The organism is Paenibacillus sp. UASWS1643, from assembly GCF_008693195.1.
Classification (GTDB): Bacteria; Bacillota; Bacilli; order Paenibacillales; family Paenibacillaceae; genus Paenibacillus; species Paenibacillus amylolyticus_B.
In genome coordinates, this window is record NZ_VXKZ01000108.1 from 1 (window position 1) to 17,357 (window position 17,357).

The window sequence follows — 17,357 nt, forward strand, 5'->3', positions numbered from 1 at the left end:
CAACGGGAAGTACAGGAGCAACTGGTGCGACTGGTGAAACCGGAGCTACAGGTATAACCGGTGCAACGGGAGTCGGCACAACGGGAAGTACAGGAGCAACTGGTGCGACTGGTGAAACCGGAGCTACAGGTATAACCGGTGCAACGGGAGTCGGCGTAACGGGAAGCACCGGGGCAACTGGTATCACGGGTGAAACCGGGGCTACAGGTATAACAGGAGCCACAGGAGTGGGCGTAACGGGAAGTACCGGAGTTACTGGTGTCACTGGGGGAACAGGAGCGACAGGAGTAAGTGTAACAGGTGTAACAGGAGCAACCGGAGTCGGCATAACAGGAGTTACCGGAGCAACAGGTGCAACCGGAACATCTGTAACATCTAACTCGGCTTTTGCTGAGAACACTAATGGTACGATTGTTGTAATATTGGGTGGTACACTCGTTCCATTACCGAATAACCAAAATATTGGCACAGGTATAACCGTCAATGGGACAAATGACACCTTCACGTTGACCAATGCAGGTCGTTACTATATCTCATACAAAATAAATCTGACAGCTGCACTTGCTATCCAATCTCGGGTTTTACTTAACGGTGCAGTAATTCCAGCGAGTGTAGTATCTCCAGTACTTTCTCTCAGTCAGCTGCAGTCTGACTTTATGGTCACCGTTACTGCTGGTTCAACAATACAGTTACAATTATTCGGGCTTGTTGGCGCAGCCGTTCTTTCTCCTCCGGGGGCTACACTAAACATTATTCAGTTAAGTTAATAGTTCGATTACGTATTAAGACTATTTCCCAGTGAGAAAAGAAGCGGATTTCCTATGGAATTGGTGTGTCAGATTGTGAGGAACCCAGATCATTTTTAGATCTTGGATTTCTCTTTCTTTCCAGGTAGTAGTGGTCAATCCTTTTCCTAATATTTTGTTTGAAAACTTCATCACCGATATTTCAGCGGGTACACGAAAAAAAGACGGGAACCACGAGGTTCCCGTCTCTACTATTACATTTAGAAATACGTTTGATTATTCCAGAACAATTTCAACAGCAGTATTGATTTCAGGCAGTGCAGCAAGCTGCACAAGCACATCTTTTGGAACAGCTTTATCTACGGTCAGAATCATGATCGCTGCACCACCAATAATTTTACGTCCAACCTGCATGGATGCGATGTTGACATCGTTTTGTCCAAGCAGTGTGCCTACACGACCGATAATACCTGGTTTATCGTTATGTGAGATCAAGATTTGATGACTTTCCGGTGCGATATCTACCGGGAATTTGTCCAGACGAACGATACGCTCTCCATAACCTGCAAGCAATGTACCCGCTACACGGCGTTCCTCAGCATCCTGAGTTGTAACCAATGTTACGGTAATCAGGTTAGTAAATCCTTTAGTTGTTGAGGTTTGGCTTACAACGACATTTAGATCACGGATTTTGGCCAGATGCATGGAGTTGACGATGTTGGCTTCCCCACCCAAATGTCTGGCGAGAATCCCTTTCACAATGTAACGTGTAAGAGGAGAAGTATCTACTTCAGAAAGTTCACCAGCATAGTCGATCCGAATCTCCTGCACTGCATTTTGTGTAATCTGTGCTGCAAAACTACCCAATGTTTCACCCAGTTTGAAATACGGCTGCAATTTGTTCATCACGGTTGGTGCAACAGCCGGCATGTTAACTGCGTTCTTGAACGGTTCATTGCGCAGAATATGAAGAACTTGTTCCGATACATCGATAGCCACGTTCTCTTGTGCTTCTACTGTGGACGCACCAAGGTGAGGCGTAACGATAATGCTTGGGTGATTCAAGAACGGGTGATCTGCGGCTGGCGGCTCGCTTTCGAATACGTCAAATGCTGCACCAGCAACAATACCTTGATCAATGGCTTCGACAAGTGCCATCTCGTCAACTACACCACCACGAGCACAGTTAATGATACGCATACCTTTTTTCATCACTTCGAATTGTTGACGTGAAATCATATGCCGTGTTTCCGGTGTTAATGGCGTGTGAACGGTCATGAAGTCCGCATTGCGAATGATATCATCTACACTAGCCAGCTTCACTTGCAGCTTCTCGGCACGCTCCTCCGTGAGGAACGGGTCGTAAGCAAGAATATCCATTCCGAATGCTTTGGCGCGCTTGGCAACTTCACTACCGATCCGTCCCATACCCAGTACACCGAGCGTTTTATTTCTTAATTCCACACCCAGGAAGGTTTTACGATCCCACGTACCCTGAATAGTTTTGGCATATGCCTGAGGAATGTGTCGTGCCAATGCCATCATCATGGCAAACGTGTGCTCACAAGTTGTGATGGTATTGCCATCAGGTGCATTAATAACGATGATACCGCGCTGTGTAGCAGCTTCCAGATCAATGTTATCTACACCAACACCTGCACGTCCGATCACCTTAAGGTTGGTACCAGCCGTCATAATACGATCTGTAACACGAGTCTGGCTGCGAACCAAGAGGGCATCATATTCACCAATAATGGCAACAAGTTCATCTTCACTAAGACCGGTTTTCTTCTCAACAACAACATCATTTGCATCCACCAGTTGCTGGATCCCCAGATCACTGATTGGGTCCGACACTAACACTTTGTACATGGTTTCTTCCTCCTTAGGTATGTGTATCTATATCGTCAAGGTCTGACCTCAGCGAAGAGGTATCCCTTAAAACCAGGTTGATTCTTCCGCCCAACAACGCGGTGTCGCAGCAGAGGGGGAAGGTGAAGCAAATAGAGTGATCCCACAGATATCCTTTAAAATAAATCAAAAAACTCTCAATCCACATACTGCTTGCGCAATAAGGGACGAGAGTTGTCGTGGTACCACCCTAATTCACCGCCGTTTCGCAACGACAGTCTTAGCGGTCAATGAAGACCGAAGAGGATAACGGGTCTAAACCGATTGCACCTACTCCAATTTCAATGCAATAACTCAGGAGCGCTCAAGATCATTTGCCTGCCACCGATTCACACCTACCATCGGCTCTCTGTAAGACGAAGCAACGTCTTTTTTCCATCATCGTGTTTAACGTGACTAATTTTTTCATAATGTATCATGGCTGACATGAGCATGTCAATAGGCTTAAATGTTTTAAAATGTTTTGCAGATGTCTTTAGATTCACACATAAACAGAGTCACCATAAGTAATACAATAGTTAATATACGTACGACAAGAAGATGGAAAGTAAGCTGTTTGGTGAACTGGATTTTACTGCTTTAATGAAGTAATGGTGCTGACATCTAACCAGGACTTGGAGCAGGTCTTGAACCTAATTGGTTTTTTGGCTATCATTTAGTATACTATCCGATTGGACAACGTAATTGTTATCCATCAAATTTAACTCAAGAGGACAGACGCATCCGATGAAAAAATTCAAGTTTCCCAAGTTCAAGATTCAGAAGGCTGAGCCACAACAGCTTACCGAGCGTTTGCTTTTAATCAATCTATACTTTACACAAGGTCTGACACTGATTATCGGAGTTGTGTGGATCTTATTGCAGAAACGAAACTTGTTAGATGTACTCGCATGGCCTGACAATTACCAATTTATATGGTGGGGTCTTGGTCTTGCAGGAATAATGCTTGTTATGGACTTGGTACTGTCGTATGTTATACCTCAGGAAAGCATGGATGACGGTGGAATTAACGAGATGTTGTTCCGTGGGCGTCCGATCTGGCACATTGTATGTATAGCAGCCATTGTTGCTGTGTGTGAGGAATTATTATTCCGTGGAGCCATCCAACATGCCATCGGTCCTTACTGGACAAGTATTTTATTTGCAGTTATCCATATTCGTTATTTGCGCCACTGGATTCCAACAGGCTGGGTGTTTGTCTCAAGTTATGGATTGGGTTGGATTTACTTGCAGTCCGGCACATTATGGGCGCCTATATTATGTCACTTTATTATTGATTTGGTGTCCGGATTAGCGATACGTTTTCGGAGGGGATCATGAATCAGCCATTAAGTAGAATGAAGACATATGGCAGTCAGCGCCATCGTCAATCGGATAAAAAAGAGAAATCCGAGCGTCAGGTGGCTTCTCAAGTTAGCATCGTTGCTGAAACGGCAGCAGCTGCTGAGGTTGGCGGAATCACACCAATTACTTCCGTATCTTTACCTAGGTCACAGCGCAAGCCCTATACAGAAAAACTGGAAAGTCCAGTACTTCCTCAAAGGGCACCATCACGCTCCAAAAAAACGCCAAATTCAACGGAAGAATCGATCCCCGAAGCGGGTTCGCTTCCTACACGGACAGAGTTACATCCTTCACGTCGGTTAAAATTGAGTAAGAGGTTTGTCAATTCACTCATTTTTATTTTTGTCATGTTAACGATTAGTTTGGTTTGGTGGGGGGTTGAAGGGGCACCCGCTCTGAATACGTTCCTTCCCTTGCCGTGGTAATGCTTTTACTCGCAGGTTTAATCATTTTGATGGGAGTATTACTACTTTTTCATATGTGGCGAGAAGCCCATATTCATCAAATGATTGAAGAAGAGGTTGAAGTGCCTCATCTGCCAATATCCTTTGACGGGGCTATGATTTTGTATGTATCCGACACTCACAAGCGCAAGCTGAAGCAGAAGGATCTGGAAAACGTTAAAAACAAGGTGGACTGGGTTCTCATCGGCGGGGATGTTGCGGAAAAAGGAATTTCATGGTCTTTAGTTAGACATAATATGAAAATTTTATCGCACATTGCTCCTTCTTTTACGGTGTATGGCAACCATGACAAGAGGGCTGGTACCGCTCAACTTGCGCGAATCCTTCGGGAATCGGACGTTAAGCTCCTGCAGGATAATGTGGAATATCTGCAAAGGGGCAACGACAGATTGAGTCTGATCGGTATAGACTATCGTTCCAAACAGGGCGATGTATTACTACAGCAGATCGGTAACCGTTTTTGCAAAATTGCTATCGTTCATGATCCTTTGCAGGCCCTTCGCTTGGAAGAAAATGCAGATCTTATTTTAAGCGGTCATACACATGGCGGACAATTGGTTTTACCATTTTTTGGACCTGTGTTCCTGAGCAAAGCGTATCGTCCCGTATCGAACGGGTGGTACTCCCTGAAGCGAAGTCCGGAGGACGTTCACCAAGAAGGCAAAATGCTTGTTAGCAGAGGATACGGTACAAATCATCTTCCTCTCCGACTAGGTTGTCCTGCGGAGATGCATATCATCACGTTAAGAGTGCCCGCGGAAAAAGCACTCACAGAGAAACAGCCTTGATCCAATGGATCAAGGCTGTTTTATTTTAATGCGCAAAATTACAATTTAACGAGCTTCCAATTCAATTGCACGCGGATCAACAAAGGAATAACCTTTCTTTTCGAGCTTGGTCAGCAACTCATCCAATGCTTCAACCGTCCATGGCAACTCATGCATCAAAATATTGCTTCCGGGGTTTAACTGGTCCAGTACATTTTGGATGACTTTTTCCGGTTTGTCTTTGGTGCTTTTATCCCAATCGAGCGAACCATTAGACCAAGTCATATATAACATGCCATTTTTCTTCACAGTAGCCTTCAGTGTATCATTTCCCGACCCAAAAGGTGGACGGAAGAATTGCGGTTCCTCACCAATGGTATCCTTCACTATCTTTTGGACATCTGTAACCTGTTTGGCCGCCTCAGCGTCGGACATTTTTTTGAGATCCTCATGATCCCAGGCATGATTGCCTACAATCTGACCTCGTTCATGTATGAGTTTGAGCAATTCCGGATGGCTTTTCACCCGATATCCATTGACGAAAAATATCGCTTTAGCGTTATGTTTATCTAAAGTGTCGATCAGTGAAGTGATCATTTTTTCTTCTTTGGGCCCATCATCAAAAGTTAACAAGACCACTTTGTTTGGGCTCGCTTCATCGTTTGGTTTAATATAATAATTTTCATTCATATGGTACGTCTTTTCCACTTTCTCTTCTGTAGAAACCTTCTCCGAAGATTCAGGTTCTTCTTCTGTCACAGTTGAATCTTCCGTTGAAGGCTCGGGCACACCAGTTCCAGTTTCTTCTGTTTCAGTTGGGTTAGATTTACTTTGCTCTTCTTGAACTGTGGTAGTTGATTCGCCCGCTGGTGCGGAATTATCAGATGTTTTTTCTTCCGCTGTCCCACAAGCTGACAGCAGCAAACTTGCAGCAATTATTAATGCGGCGGTATGTCTGAACATGATTTCAACTCGCTTTCCTGTATTTATACGGAATGAGATCGCTCACTACCGCAAACACTAAATATGATTTTAACACTTGAAGGAGGTTGGTGTAATGAAGACGTCATCCTTTTTTTGGGGCATTGTCATTGGTGTCGCAGCCAGTTCATGGTTGTCCAAAGGCAAATTGCCCATGATGTCATCGGGTTCATCACGAAATATGATGGATCAGGCAAAACATAAGATGATGGAGATGACTTTCCCGGGTATGGATGGGTTCACAAGCAAGCAAAATCAACATGGTGAATCACACAAAAATCCAGCAGCAAAAAGCGCAAGAGCAATCACACCTCAGGAAAAAGAAGCGAATATGAGCATGCTCAAAGATTTTATTCGCACCAATCCGGATGTTAAGCATGAAGTTGAGCAAATTTTAAGTCAAACAAACACAACAGTACCGGGTTTATAAACCAAAACCACCAATTAGAATCATCCACAGTCTAGATTGGCTGTGGAATGATTCTTTTTTTGTCGATTTTACTTCGTGCATTTAGAGGTATAAAATGATAACATAACTACATAGATTTATTTTCAGCACATATTGTTTTGTGCTTCATAATCTGTTATAAGACTTGCTTATAAAGGGGAGATCCTGTATGAAAATAGAACGACTAAGTCACGATAAGATACGGATTTTCCTGACCTTTGACGATCTGAGCGAGCGCGGAATACAAAAAGAAGATATGTGGCAGGAAATACCTAAGGTTCATGAACTGTTCACTGAAATGATGGATCAGGCCTATTCCGAACTTGGATTTGATGCCACAGGTCCACTCGCTGTCGAAGTATTCGCACTTCCCGCTCAAGGGATGGTTGTCATTGTCACACGTGGAAAATATGATCCGCAACAATATGGTTCAGGTCATGAAGATGATCTTCCTGAAGAAGTATATGAAATGGAAGTTACACTCGAGCAAAGCGATTCCATCGTTTATGCATTCAAGGACTTTGAAGTGCTCATTGAAGCTGCACATATGTTGCGTCAGCATGTTACGGATGCTGGGAGACTTTACTCTTATAAAGACAAGTGGTTCTTGCATTTGGAGCCAGATGAGGTAGATTCCACCAAACATGCGGCATTGATTGCCTTGCTTGCTGAATTTGGCGAAGGCTCCTCAGTTACTCCGGCAGTTATGGAAGAGTATGGTAAGGTTGTTATTCCTGCACAAGCGATTGATGTTATCTGCACCCACTTCAAACGCCAGGATTAATCTCTAGTTGTAATCGCGTCTTTAGTCAGAGGAGGGAATTTCGGTGCTTTTGTTTTCGGTCTTAGCGGCAGCAGTTGCTCCGGGTCTCGCCTTGTTAACATACTTTTACCTGAAAGACCGTTATGATTATGAGCCACTTCATATGGTATTGCGGGTTTTCCTCATGGGGATTCTGATGGTACTGCCTGTGATGATTATTCAGCGTGGCATGATGATGTGGCTCGGGGATAATCCTTATCTTGAGGCCATTATGATCTCAGGTGGTGTGGAGGAATTCGTTAAATGGTTCGTACTTTATCATATCATCTATAATCACACCGAATTTGATGAGCCGTATGACGGGATCTTATATGCAGTCGCTGTTTCACTTGGATTTGCCACTGTTGAGAATGTGTTGTATGCCTTTGCGGGGAATGCATCCGTCTCAGCCATGTTCCTTCGGGCACTGCTCCCTGTTTCAGGGCACGCTATGTTTGCGGTAATCATGGGTTATTACATGGGTAAAGCCAAGTTTATCGGTGGTAAGAAAAAGCGGTGGTACCTGGTTCTTTCTCTGGTGTTACCTTTTTTCTGGCATGCATTGTACGATGTCATCATGAACACCATGGTGAATCATTGGTTGTGGTTTATAGCGCCGCTAATGGCGGGCCTGTGGTATGGGGCAATGGGTAAAATCACACGTGCTAATAACCGTTCTCCTTTTCGTTTTGTGAAGCGGGAGGAAGAGGTTAAATTATAAAAATACGGACACACTGGTGGACATAAAGCGCATATTGCGCCTATGGCTCCGGTGTGTTTTTATTTTTACGGATAAACTCCCGGGGAATGACCAACAGAAACGGAGATCGTTGTGATGAGAATTAAAATTAAAATCAGATGCAAACAATGCGGTGAACGATTTACATTACGAGGGAAGAAAGAGCGGGGCCGGATTGAGACCGGATTCAAGCAGTGCCTCTGTGATAACAGAGACCAGTTCGAAATTGAGGAAGAGGGCATGGCAACTGGGATTCAGCTGAATTAAAAGGAGGACCCAAACGGTACTTTGGCAGCCTGCTTGTGTAAGGACTGGAAATCGCATGCATAAGAGATCTTTCTTCGATCCACAATAGAGGTAGTGGTTTAGAAGAAAGGAGACTCTACCGATGTATAAACGATTAAGTTCAGTTATGTTTCCGATATTTGCGGTTCTGCTGGTCGGTGCGCTCGTGTGGGGCTATCAGGAGAATCAGGAGAAGAATGCAATTTTGATCAAGGCAGAGAATCAATATCAGCGTGCATTTCACGATTTATCTTTTCATATGGACAAATTGCATTCGGAGATTGGCAACACCTTGGCGGTTCACTCTACATCACAGGGGATGCATCGCAAAGGTCTGATGAATGTATGGCGACTCACCAGTGAAGCGCAGAATGAGATCAACCAACTGCCACTCACCATGCTGCCCTTTAACGAGACAGAGGAGTTTCTCTCGCGTATTTCCAACTTTGCCTATCGGGCGTCGATGCGTGACTTGACAAACGAACCGCTAAGTGAGAAGGAAATGGGCAACCTGAAAAAGCTGTATCAGAATTCATCCGAGATAACCAAGAATCTGCAGGATGTGCAGCAGAAAGTCCTGACGGACCGATTGCGCTGGATGGATGCAGAGACTGCCATGGCAACGCAAGAGCAAACCATGGACAACACGATCGTTGATGGTTTTCGTACTGTGAACAAAAAGGTACAGGAATATCCCGAGCTTGATTGGGGTCCTTCCGTATCCAATATCTATGCAAAACGATCAGTCAAGAAACTGGGCGGCTTACCGGTGACCAAAGAACAGATTCAGAGCAAGGCTGCAAAATTCTCTGATGCGGATCGTAGCAAAATCCAAGTGCAGGAGAACGGCAAAGGAACAGACTGGGAGTCCTACACTGCCACGATTGATCATGCCAACAATGGCAAACTGATGATGGATTTCACCCGTAATGGCGGAATGCTGATCTCTTACAGTGATACGCGTCCAATCGGAACCAAAAAAGTATCTCGTCAGAATGCCATGGCTAAAGCAGATCAATTTCTAATGAACAAAGGTTATAAGGATATGAAGGCTGTAAACTACGATGAATATGGTAATCTGGGTAACCTTACTTATGTGCGTAAGCAAGGGGATACCTTGATCTATCCCGAGAAAATGTCAGTTCGTGTAGGTTTGGATACAGGCGAAGTAACCGGCTTCCAGGCGAGTGACTTTGTCTACGAACATAATGACAAGCGCAAAATTCCGAAAGCAACTCTTACGGAGCAACAGGCGCGGAAAAAGCTTAATTCGGAGTTCGAAGAAAATTATGTTCGAAAATCCTTGATTGAGAATGATTACAGCAAAGAAGTATTGTGTTATGAATTCGGAGGGAAAATTAACGGTTCTCGTTACCGGATATACATTAATGCGAATACAGGAATGGAAGAAGCGGTTGAAGAGATCAAACCGGTCAATGCAACCTCATAAAAAGATGGATAATCTGAATTTGAAGTTGAGCGAATAACTGCGGCAGACCACGATGTGGTCTGTTTTTTCTTGTTCAATGTGAGAAAGGTCATGGTATAATAGTCCTTGTACATACGAAGATAAATACATAAAGTGGCGGTGAACAGCTTGTTTCCTAAAATAAATGAAATTTTATACATCCAGATTGCTTCTGCAGATGAAAAAGAGGAACACAAAGAGTACAAATCACGCATTGCAGATATGGATGACAGCAGTTTTCTGATTGAGGTACCGATGCAACAAGGAAGCAGCCGTCTGAAAAGGCTCTTTTTCGGAGAGGAATTGTCCATTTCATATATTACGGAGGATGGGGTCCGGCATTATTTTAATACCTACGTCACGGGATTTGAGGAAGATGTGGTCCGTCTTGTCCGTATCCGCAAACCGCTTCCGAGCGATATATCCAAAATACAACGGCGCAGCTTTCTTCGTGTTCATGCAAACCTCGAATTGGCCATCCAAAGTGAAGATCTGACCCGTGCCGTCGGATTGACTGAAGATATTGGTGGCGGTGGATTGTCCATCTACGGTGAAACGGGGTTTTCAATAGCTGAAGGTCAAAAACTGAAATGCTGGTTGCTGGTTCCCTACCGGAATTCAACCATTGAACATGTGAATTTTGAAGCTGAAGTTGTGCGGATCAAAACCCTGGAAACCGGCAGACAGCTATGCATGCTGAAATTTGTGCAGATTTCAGATTCGGAGCGCCAGAAAATTATCAAGTTTTGTTTCGAACGACAATTGGACTATCGCACGAAATAGGAATGTTGTGGCATAAGAAGAAGGAACTGCGGGTACCGTAATGAAAAAAACGGAGGCATTGCCATGAATCATCGTCATGCAACCCGCAGATATGAACGACTTTATTATGTTTTCTCCAGGCGAATGGAACGAAAGGTTACGATTCTGATTATAGTCCTTCTAATCCTGCTTGTGGTATATCAATTGCTGCTGTTGGTACCAGGCTTCAAAAAGAATTTGACCACCATTGACCGTCTGGAAGGAACGCCAATTGAAGTGCAAACGATGAATGATTACGAACATCGTTGATTTGTCTGTTTTTGCATCCATGTGTAGAGTGTGGTATAATTTTCACGATGCAGGCAATGCCTGTTTTTTTATTGAGGTTTATCGTTTGAGGAGGAATGCCCCGTTGGCAAGCCAGAACACATCAGAGAACGGGAAAATGAACGTTGCAATTGACGGACCTGCCGGTGCCGGGAAAAGCACGGTGGCCCGATTGGTTGCAGAGGCGCTCGCGTATGTATACGTCGATACAGGCGCAATGTACCGTGCGGTAACCTTGCACATGCTTCGGAAAGATATTGCGCCGGAAGAAGTGGCACAGGTACTTCAGGAAGCCCAAAAGCTGGTCATTGATTTACAACCGGATCCCGACGGACAGAAAGTGTTCTGTAATGGGGAAGAAGTAACCTCGGAAATCCGCTCCCGTGAAGTGACGGGAATCGTGTCCCGATATGCGCAAATCGAGGGGCTGCGTACGCAATTAGTGGATACTCAGCGGCAAATGGCTTTGCGCAAGGGCGTCGTCATGGATGGACGCGATATCGGAACGACAGTACTGCCCGATGCGGAAGTGAAAATCTTCATGACTGCCAGTGTCGAAGAGCGTGCACTTCGCCGCTTCAAAGAACTGGACCCCTCTGAAGGACTGACGTTGCAACAGCTGGAGCGAGACATTGCCACCCGTGACAGATTGGATGAGAATCGGGAAATTTCCCCATTGCGTTGTGCTGAGGATGCTATCGTCCTTGATACAACGGAGATGAACATTCATGAAGTGGTTGACAAAATCGTATCTTATTGCACAATGGTCAGAGGAGAGATCGGTCTATGATTTACACATTTTGCAGCACATTACTGCGGATCATTTATACCATTCTTTTCCGCTTGGAGGCCGTTGGACGGGAGAATATTCCGAAAGAAGGCGGCGTACTTTTATGTTCCAATCATATTAGTAACTTCGATCCTCCAACCGTTGGTATCAAAATTCGCCGTCAGGTGCGTTTCATGGCCAAAAGCGAATTGTTTGAAATTCCGGTACTCGGCCGAATTATTAAAGCCGTGGGCGCTTTCCCCGTTAAACGTGGAGGTGTCAGCAAGGAATCCATTAAAACCTCACTCAATATTTTGCGTGATGGTCAAGTGCTTGGAATCTTCCCCTCGGGAAGCCGTCACAATGATGGAGGTATCGGCAAAAAAGGGGCAGCGAGTTTTGCTCTCCGCAGTGGCGCTACAGTTATTCCTACTGCTATTATCGGTAACTACAAAGTTTTTCGTAAGATGAAAGTTGTATATGGAGCACCAGTAAGTTTGGACGAGTTCAAGGAAGACCCATCTGGAGAAGCTCTGGAGAAGGCGACTGAAAAAATTATGTCCAAGATTAACGAAATGGTGCAAACGGGCGTGCCAAGCAAGTAATGGCTTCGTCGGTAGCTGAGTGCATGTTTCCATATTTTTGAGGGAGACTAAAGCTTGAGCACTCAGTGATGAAAGTGTTTTGAACTCTGCTACAGGCAGGTTTGAATATAATGGGGTTTTTGAATTGAGGAGGGTATTTGACATGTCGGAAGAAATGAAAAATCAAGAAGCAACCCAAGATGAGTTGGATCAATTCGTTTCCTTGAAAAAAGGAGATACCGTAAAAGGAACCATCGTCAAATTGGAAGATAACCAAGCCTATGTGAGCATTGGATATAAATATGACGGTGTCATTCCAATTCGTGAACTGTCTTCATTACATGTTGACAGCGCGTCTGACGCAGTAGAAGTTGGACAAGAAGTTGAAGCTAAAGTTCTTAGCATCGACGACGAGAAAGAAAAACTCGTTCTGTCCAAACGTGCAATCGACAGCGAAAACGCATGGGATCAATTGCAAAAGCATTTTGAAGACCAAGACGTATTCGAAGTTGTTGTAGGTGATGTTGTTAAAGGAGGTCTGGTAGCAGACGTGGGCGTACGTGGATTTATCCCGGCTTCCATGGTTGAACGCCATTTCGTTGAAGACTTCAGCGACTACAAAGGACGCACACTGCGTGTTAAAGTGAAAGAGATCGACCGTGAGAACAACAAAGTGATCCTTTCCCAAAAAGACGTACTGGAGCAAGAATTCGAAGCAAACAAAGCTACAGTAATGGCTGGTTTGCAAGAAGGTCAAGTGATCGAAGGTACAGTACAACGTTTGACTCAATTCGGTGCATTCGTTGATGTGGGCGGAGTTGACGGTTTGGTTCACGTATCCGAGCTGGCTTGGACACACGTTGAAAAACCATCCGACGTACTGTCTGAAGGTGATAAAGTTAGTGTGAAAGTGCTGAAAGTTGACCCTGAAAAAGGCAAAATCAGCCTGAGCATGAAAGCTGTTCAACCAGGTCCTTGGGAAACAGCAAGCGAAAAATTCAATTCCAGCGATATCGTAACAGGTGTTGTAAAACGTCTGGTAGACTTCGGTGCATTTGTTGAAATCGCTCCTGGTGTTGAGGGACTTGTGCATATCTCGCAAATCTCCCACAAACACATCGGCACTCCTCATGAAGTGCTGAAAGAAGGACAAGAAGTTCAAGTTAAAATCTTGGACATGAACCCTTCTGAGCAACGTGTAAGCTTGAGCATCAAAGAAACAGAAGAAGCTCCAGCTCAACCACAAAAATCAGAAAGACCTTCAAGAAACAACGCTCCGCGTGAAGAAATCAACAATCCAAACGTTTCCTTGAACAATCAAGGTATGAGCACTACGCTTGGCGAACTCTTTGGAGACAAACTCAGCAAATTCAAATAAGTTAACAATGCATGGTTCTAGTTATATACTGCATATTTTGCTGAATAACAAAAGCAAGATCGGCGAGCCCCAGGCGGGTTCGCCGATTGTTTTTATTGCGAGTAATTTGGCATGAAACGTTAGCCAAGACATATCTTTTTTGCTATGATGAGTATCGTAAGTATGGACAGGAGGAGTGGAATGTATGGCAAGACCCGTTGTGGCAATTGTCGGACGACCGAACGTGGGTAAATCCACCATTTTCAATCGGATCATCGGCGACAGACTGGCCATTGTGGAAGACAAGCCGGGCATTACCCGTGACCGCATATATGGAATCGGTGAATGGAACGGTAAACCCTTTAGTATCATTGATACAGGTGGTATCGAAATTGATGGTGAGGATGTAATCTTAAAATCGATTCGGATGCAAGCAGAGCTCGCTATTGAAGAAGCGGATGTTATTGTATTCATGTGTGATGCAAAAGCAGGTATTACGCAATCGGATGAAGAGGTAGCAGAGATGCTCTACCGCTCAGGCAAGCCTATTGTTGTAGCCGTTAACAAAGTGGATAATATCGGACGAAGTGAGCTCATTTATGAGTTTTATGGATTTGGTTTCGGTGATCCGATCGGCGTATCCGGAAGTCACGGTACAGGTGTAGGTGATTTGCTTGATGCAATTGTGGAGAAGCTGCCAGAACTTGAGGAAGAGACTTACGATGAAGATGTCATTCGTGTAGCTCTGATCGGACGTCCTAATGTGGGTAAATCTTCACTGGTGAACGCTATTCTGGGTGAAGAGCGTGTCATTGTAAGTGACGTGGCTGGAACGACCCGGGATGCAATTGATACACCTTTTGAAAAAGACGGCCAACGTTACGTGCTGATTGATACAGCAGGTATGCGTAAGCGTGGTAAAGTATATGAAACAACTGAGAAATACAGTGTAATGCGGGCTATGCGTGCGATTGAGCGTGCAGATGTTGTTCTGATTGTCATTAATGGTGAAGAAGGCATTATTGAACAGGACAAGCATATTGCAGGTTATGCATTCGAAGCTGGTAAAGCGTCATTGTTTGTTGTGAACAAATGGGACGTGGTAGAGAAGCATGACAAAACGATGAAAGAGTTTGAGAGAAAAATTCGGGATCACTTCCTGTTTATGACTTATGCTCCGGTCGTATTCTTGTCAGCCCTCACAAAACAACGCTTACAAAAACTGTTGCCGGTTGTGCAACGTGTAGCAGAGCAACACTCGTTACGTGTGCAGACACATCTGCTTAACGATGTGGTGTCTGATGCGGTTGCGATTAATCCTCCGCCAACAGATAAAGGACGGAGAATGAGAATTAACTATGTGACTCAGGTTGCAGTTAAACCGCCGACCATGGTTATTTTTGTGAACGACCCTGAGTTGATGCACTTCTCATATGAGCGCTATCTGGAGAATAAAATCCGTGCAGCGTTTGATTTCGAAGGAACACCAATTCGCATATTTACTCGGAAGAAGTCCGACGAAAGTTAGGGGAGAAGTGTGTGATTTTACAAATCGCAGCGATTGTACTGAGTTATCTGCTCGGTTCGATCAGCTTTAGTGTCCTCCTTGCCAAAGCGATACGGGGGATCGATATTCGTCAGCACGGAAGCGGAAACGCGGGAGCTACCAATACATTGCGTATTTTGGGTAAAGGACCGGCAATTGCTGTTCTGTTACTTGATGTACTTAAGGGTGTTGCAGCTGTATGGATAGGAATCTGGCTGAGTGACGGTTCTGCCTGGATTCCTGCACTCAGTGGTATAGCAGCCATTGCAGGACATAACTGGCCGCTTTACTTCCATTTTCGTGGAGGAAAAGGCATTGCCACAGCCATTGGTGTTCTTGTGAGTCTTGCTTTCCTACCTGCGTTATGTGCTGGGGTGATCGCCATTCTGTCTATTGTATTGACACGCTATGTTTCATTGGGGTCTCTGATTTTTGTAGCATTTACACCCATCTTTATTCTGGTATTACCCGGATATTCAATGAATATCTTCTGGGGGAGTCTGATTATTTGTCTGTTTGCGTTCTGGAGACATCGTACCAATATTGCGAAGCTCGCCAAAGGACAGGAAAATAAATTGGGATCGAAAAACCCTGGAGGGGGTAAACGAGTTGTCTAAAAAAGTTGCTGTTCTGGTCGCTGGAAGCTGGGGAACGGCTCTGGCCAGTGTACTCGCTGCCAATCAGTTGGATGTGATGATGTGGACACGTGGTGAAGACCAGGCTAACGAAATCAATAACAAGCACACCAATACACGCTATCTTCCGGATGCGGAGCTTTCACCACGGATTCAAGCAACAACTGATATGGAAGCTGCGGTGGAAGGCGCTATAGCTGTATTAATTGTTGCGCCTTCATCAGCCATGCGTGCAGTTACGAACCAGCTTAAGGCTTATTACAAGCCTGAGATGTTAGTCATTCATGCAACCAAAGGTTTCGAGACAGAAAGCCTCAAACGGATGTCCACAGTCATTTCAGAAGAGCTTGAATGTGAAGAAGGACGTGTTGTGGTTCTTTCTGGCCCAAGCCATGCGGAAGAAGTGGTGAAGCGTTGTCCAACGACAGTGGTTGTAGCTTCACTGGATAAGTCATCTGCCGAGTCTGCCCAAGCTTTGTTTATGAATGCCTATTTCCGGGTTTACACGAATCGGGACATGATTGGTGTTGAGCTTGCAGGCGCATTCAAAAATATCATTGCTCTTGGTGCAGGAATGTCCGATGGTCTTCAATTTGGTGATAATGCCAAAGCCGCTTTGCTAACACGCGGTCTGGCAGAGATCACACGTATTGGTGTTGAGATGGGAGCAAATCCACTAACGTTTTCGGGACTTGCCGGAATCGGGGATCTGGTTGTAACGGCTACAAGTCAGCACAGTCGAAACTGGAGAGCAGGTTCCATGTTGGGCCAGGGACAGAAGTTGGATGATGTACTGAAGTCCATGGGCATGGTGGTAGAAGGCATTCGAACTACGCAAGCTGCCTATTTCATCTCACAAAAATACGGTGTGCAAATGCCAATTGCGGATCAGTTATATCACGTTTTATTCCAGGAGAGACAGCCGCGTGATGCGGTTGAAGCCTTGATGGGGCGTGACCCGAAGACTGAAATGGAAGTCATGAAACTTGAAACCTGGGAGCAGTGGCATTCCTGATTGTAATCAGCCGAAGGGTACCTTGTGAAATAAGAAGCTTATTCACCTTTTCTGTAGCAGACTCATACTATACACATGAGTATTGCCGGAGGAGGGGAGACGAATGGGTAACAACATTTCCAAAGATGCACTGAATGCAATCAACAAGAAAACGGGTAAAACGATAACTGAAGGTGCCGTTAAGAAATTGGCAAGCACGGTGAAACCAACGACGATTCAGAATGAAGCTCAGTTGCGCCAGTTGATCAAACAAGTATCCGCCATGGCGAAAGTTCCGGTATCTGAGGATACGGTTAAGGATATTGTGAGTGCGGTCAAGAAAAGCGGATTGAATCCGAGCAGTATGGAATCGTTAATGAAAATGATGATGAAAAAATAATAGATCACACCTGCATGTACAGGTGATC

At 44.8% G+C, this 17,357-nt stretch carries 20 protein-coding genes and 1 other annotated feature; of the genes, 18 read left to right on the forward strand and 2 right to left on the reverse strand.

Annotated features, from left to right (window positions below; genetic code table 11):
- A partial coding sequence (locus tag FE296_RS14455) for a BclA C-terminal domain-containing protein (protein WP_150365405.1) occupies window positions 1–767 on the forward strand: 767 nt, incomplete at its 5' end.
- A 255-nt stretch (window positions 768–1,022) separates the two neighbouring features.
- On the opposite strand, the gene serA is transcribed toward FE296_RS14455, so the two are convergent.
- Window positions 1,023–2,618 carry a phosphoglycerate dehydrogenase gene (gene serA / locus FE296_RS14460; protein ID WP_124116194.1) on the reverse strand — a complete coding sequence of 532 codons (1,596 nt, stop codon included), beginning with the start codon at window positions 2,616–2,618 and terminating at the stop codon, window positions 1,023–1,025.
- 199 nt (window positions 2,619–2,817) lie between these two features.
- Window positions 2,818–3,048: a binding site (T-box leader), on the reverse strand.
- Between the two features lie 335 nt (window positions 3,049–3,383).
- Between serA and FE296_RS14465 the strand changes: the two genes are divergently transcribed.
- The 3 genes from FE296_RS14465 (at window position 3,384) to FE296_RS14475 (ending at window position 5,253) form a co-directional block, all read left to right on the forward strand.
- On the forward strand, window positions 3,384–3,977 hold the full coding sequence (locus FE296_RS14465) for a CPBP family intramembrane glutamic endopeptidase (protein ID WP_036607728.1): 594 nt from the start codon (window positions 3,384–3,386) through the stop codon (window positions 3,975–3,977).
- The gene (locus tag FE296_RS14470) at window positions 3,974–4,426 is read left to right on the forward strand and encodes a hypothetical protein (RefSeq protein ID WP_017687671.1); all 453 of its coding nucleotides are present in this window, start codon (window positions 3,974–3,976) and stop codon (window positions 4,424–4,426) included. Before FE296_RS14465 ends, FE296_RS14470 begins: the two co-directional genes overlap by 4 nt.
- An 80-nt stretch (window positions 4,427–4,506) precedes the next feature.
- Complete coding sequence (locus FE296_RS14475) at window positions 4,507–5,253, forward strand: metallophosphoesterase (RefSeq protein ID WP_190945230.1); 747 nt, start codon at window positions 4,507–4,509, stop codon at window positions 5,251–5,253.
- Window positions 5,254–5,298: 45 nt separating this feature from the next.
- Here FE296_RS14475 and FE296_RS14480 read toward each other — a convergent pair whose 3' ends face one another.
- Window positions 5,299–6,195, reverse strand: coding sequence for a polysaccharide deacetylase family protein (locus FE296_RS14480; RefSeq protein ID WP_150365408.1), 897 nt, complete (start codon window positions 6,193–6,195; stop codon window positions 5,299–5,301).
- Window positions 6,196–6,289: 94 nt separating this feature from the next.
- On the opposite strand from FE296_RS14480, the gene FE296_RS14485 reads away from it, so the two are divergent.
- The 14 genes from FE296_RS14485 to FE296_RS14545 all read left to right on the forward strand — a co-directional run bounded on the left by FE296_RS14485 (window position 6,290) and on the right by FE296_RS14545 (window position 17,329).
- The gene (locus FE296_RS14485; RefSeq protein WP_124116197.1) at window positions 6,290–6,643 is read left to right on the forward strand and encodes a hypothetical protein; all 354 of its coding nucleotides are present in this window, start codon (window positions 6,290–6,292) and stop codon (window positions 6,641–6,643) included.
- A 187-nt stretch (window positions 6,644–6,830) separates the two neighbouring features.
- Window positions 6,831–7,445, forward strand: a complete 615-nt coding sequence (locus FE296_RS14490) for a genetic competence negative regulator (RefSeq protein ID WP_076209900.1) — start codon at window positions 6,831–6,833, stop codon at window positions 7,443–7,445.
- A gap of 43 nt (window positions 7,446–7,488) precedes the next feature.
- Entirely contained in the window at window positions 7,489–8,184 is a 696-nt protein-coding gene (gene prsW, locus FE296_RS14495; protein WP_017687676.1) for a glutamic-type intramembrane protease PrsW, read from the forward strand.
- Between the two features lie 114 nt (window positions 8,185–8,298).
- The gene (locus FE296_RS32755; protein WP_165980215.1) at window positions 8,299–8,469 is read left to right on the forward strand and encodes a hypothetical protein; all 171 of its coding nucleotides are present in this window, start codon (window positions 8,299–8,301) and stop codon (window positions 8,467–8,469) included.
- Window positions 8,470–8,590: 121 nt separating this feature from the next.
- Window positions 8,591–9,937: a germination protein YpeB gene (gene ypeB / locus FE296_RS14500; protein WP_124116198.1), complete on the forward strand. Its 1,347-nt coding sequence runs from the start codon at window positions 8,591–8,593 to the stop codon at window positions 9,935–9,937.
- A 147-nt stretch (window positions 9,938–10,084) separates the two neighbouring features.
- On the forward strand, window positions 10,085–10,738 hold the full coding sequence (locus FE296_RS14505) for a flagellar brake protein (protein WP_017687679.1): 654 nt from the start codon (window positions 10,085–10,087) through the stop codon (window positions 10,736–10,738).
- 63 nt (window positions 10,739–10,801) lie between these two features.
- Complete coding sequence (locus FE296_RS14510) at window positions 10,802–11,026, forward strand: hypothetical protein (protein WP_124116200.1); 225 nt, start codon at window positions 10,802–10,804, stop codon at window positions 11,024–11,026.
- Window positions 11,027–11,129: 103 nt separating this feature from the next.
- Window positions 11,130–11,834 (forward strand): (d)CMP kinase, encoded by a 705-nt coding sequence (gene cmk, locus FE296_RS14515; RefSeq protein WP_076209905.1) that lies wholly within the window; start codon window positions 11,130–11,132, stop codon window positions 11,832–11,834.
- Window positions 11,831–12,418, forward strand: coding sequence for a lysophospholipid acyltransferase family protein (locus FE296_RS14520; RefSeq protein WP_091018056.1), 588 nt, complete (start codon window positions 11,831–11,833; stop codon window positions 12,416–12,418). Before cmk ends, FE296_RS14520 begins: the two co-directional genes overlap by 4 nt.
- Window positions 12,419–12,560: 142 nt before the next feature.
- A complete protein-coding gene (rpsA, locus tag FE296_RS14525; RefSeq protein WP_036607712.1) occupies window positions 12,561–13,775 on the forward strand; it encodes a 30S ribosomal protein S1 in 1,215 nt (404 codons plus the stop codon).
- A gap of 184 nt (window positions 13,776–13,959) precedes the next feature.
- The gene (gene der / locus FE296_RS14530; RefSeq protein ID WP_076209907.1) at window positions 13,960–15,282 is read left to right on the forward strand and encodes a ribosome biogenesis GTPase Der; all 1,323 of its coding nucleotides are present in this window, start codon (window positions 13,960–13,962) and stop codon (window positions 15,280–15,282) included.
- Window positions 15,283–15,293: 11 nt separating this feature from the next.
- Window positions 15,294–15,917, forward strand: a complete 624-nt coding sequence (plsY, locus tag FE296_RS14535; protein WP_076209908.1) for a glycerol-3-phosphate 1-O-acyltransferase PlsY — start codon at window positions 15,294–15,296, stop codon at window positions 15,915–15,917.
- The gene (locus FE296_RS14540; RefSeq protein ID WP_091018053.1) at window positions 15,910–16,950 is read left to right on the forward strand and encodes an NAD(P)H-dependent glycerol-3-phosphate dehydrogenase; all 1,041 of its coding nucleotides are present in this window, start codon (window positions 15,910–15,912) and stop codon (window positions 16,948–16,950) included. Before plsY ends, FE296_RS14540 begins: the two co-directional genes overlap by 8 nt.
- Before the next feature lie 103 nt (window positions 16,951–17,053).
- Window positions 17,054–17,329: a stage VI sporulation protein F gene (locus FE296_RS14545; RefSeq protein ID WP_017687687.1), complete on the forward strand. Its 276-nt coding sequence runs from the start codon at window positions 17,054–17,056 to the stop codon at window positions 17,327–17,329.
- Window positions 17,330–17,357: the final 28 nt, after the last annotated feature.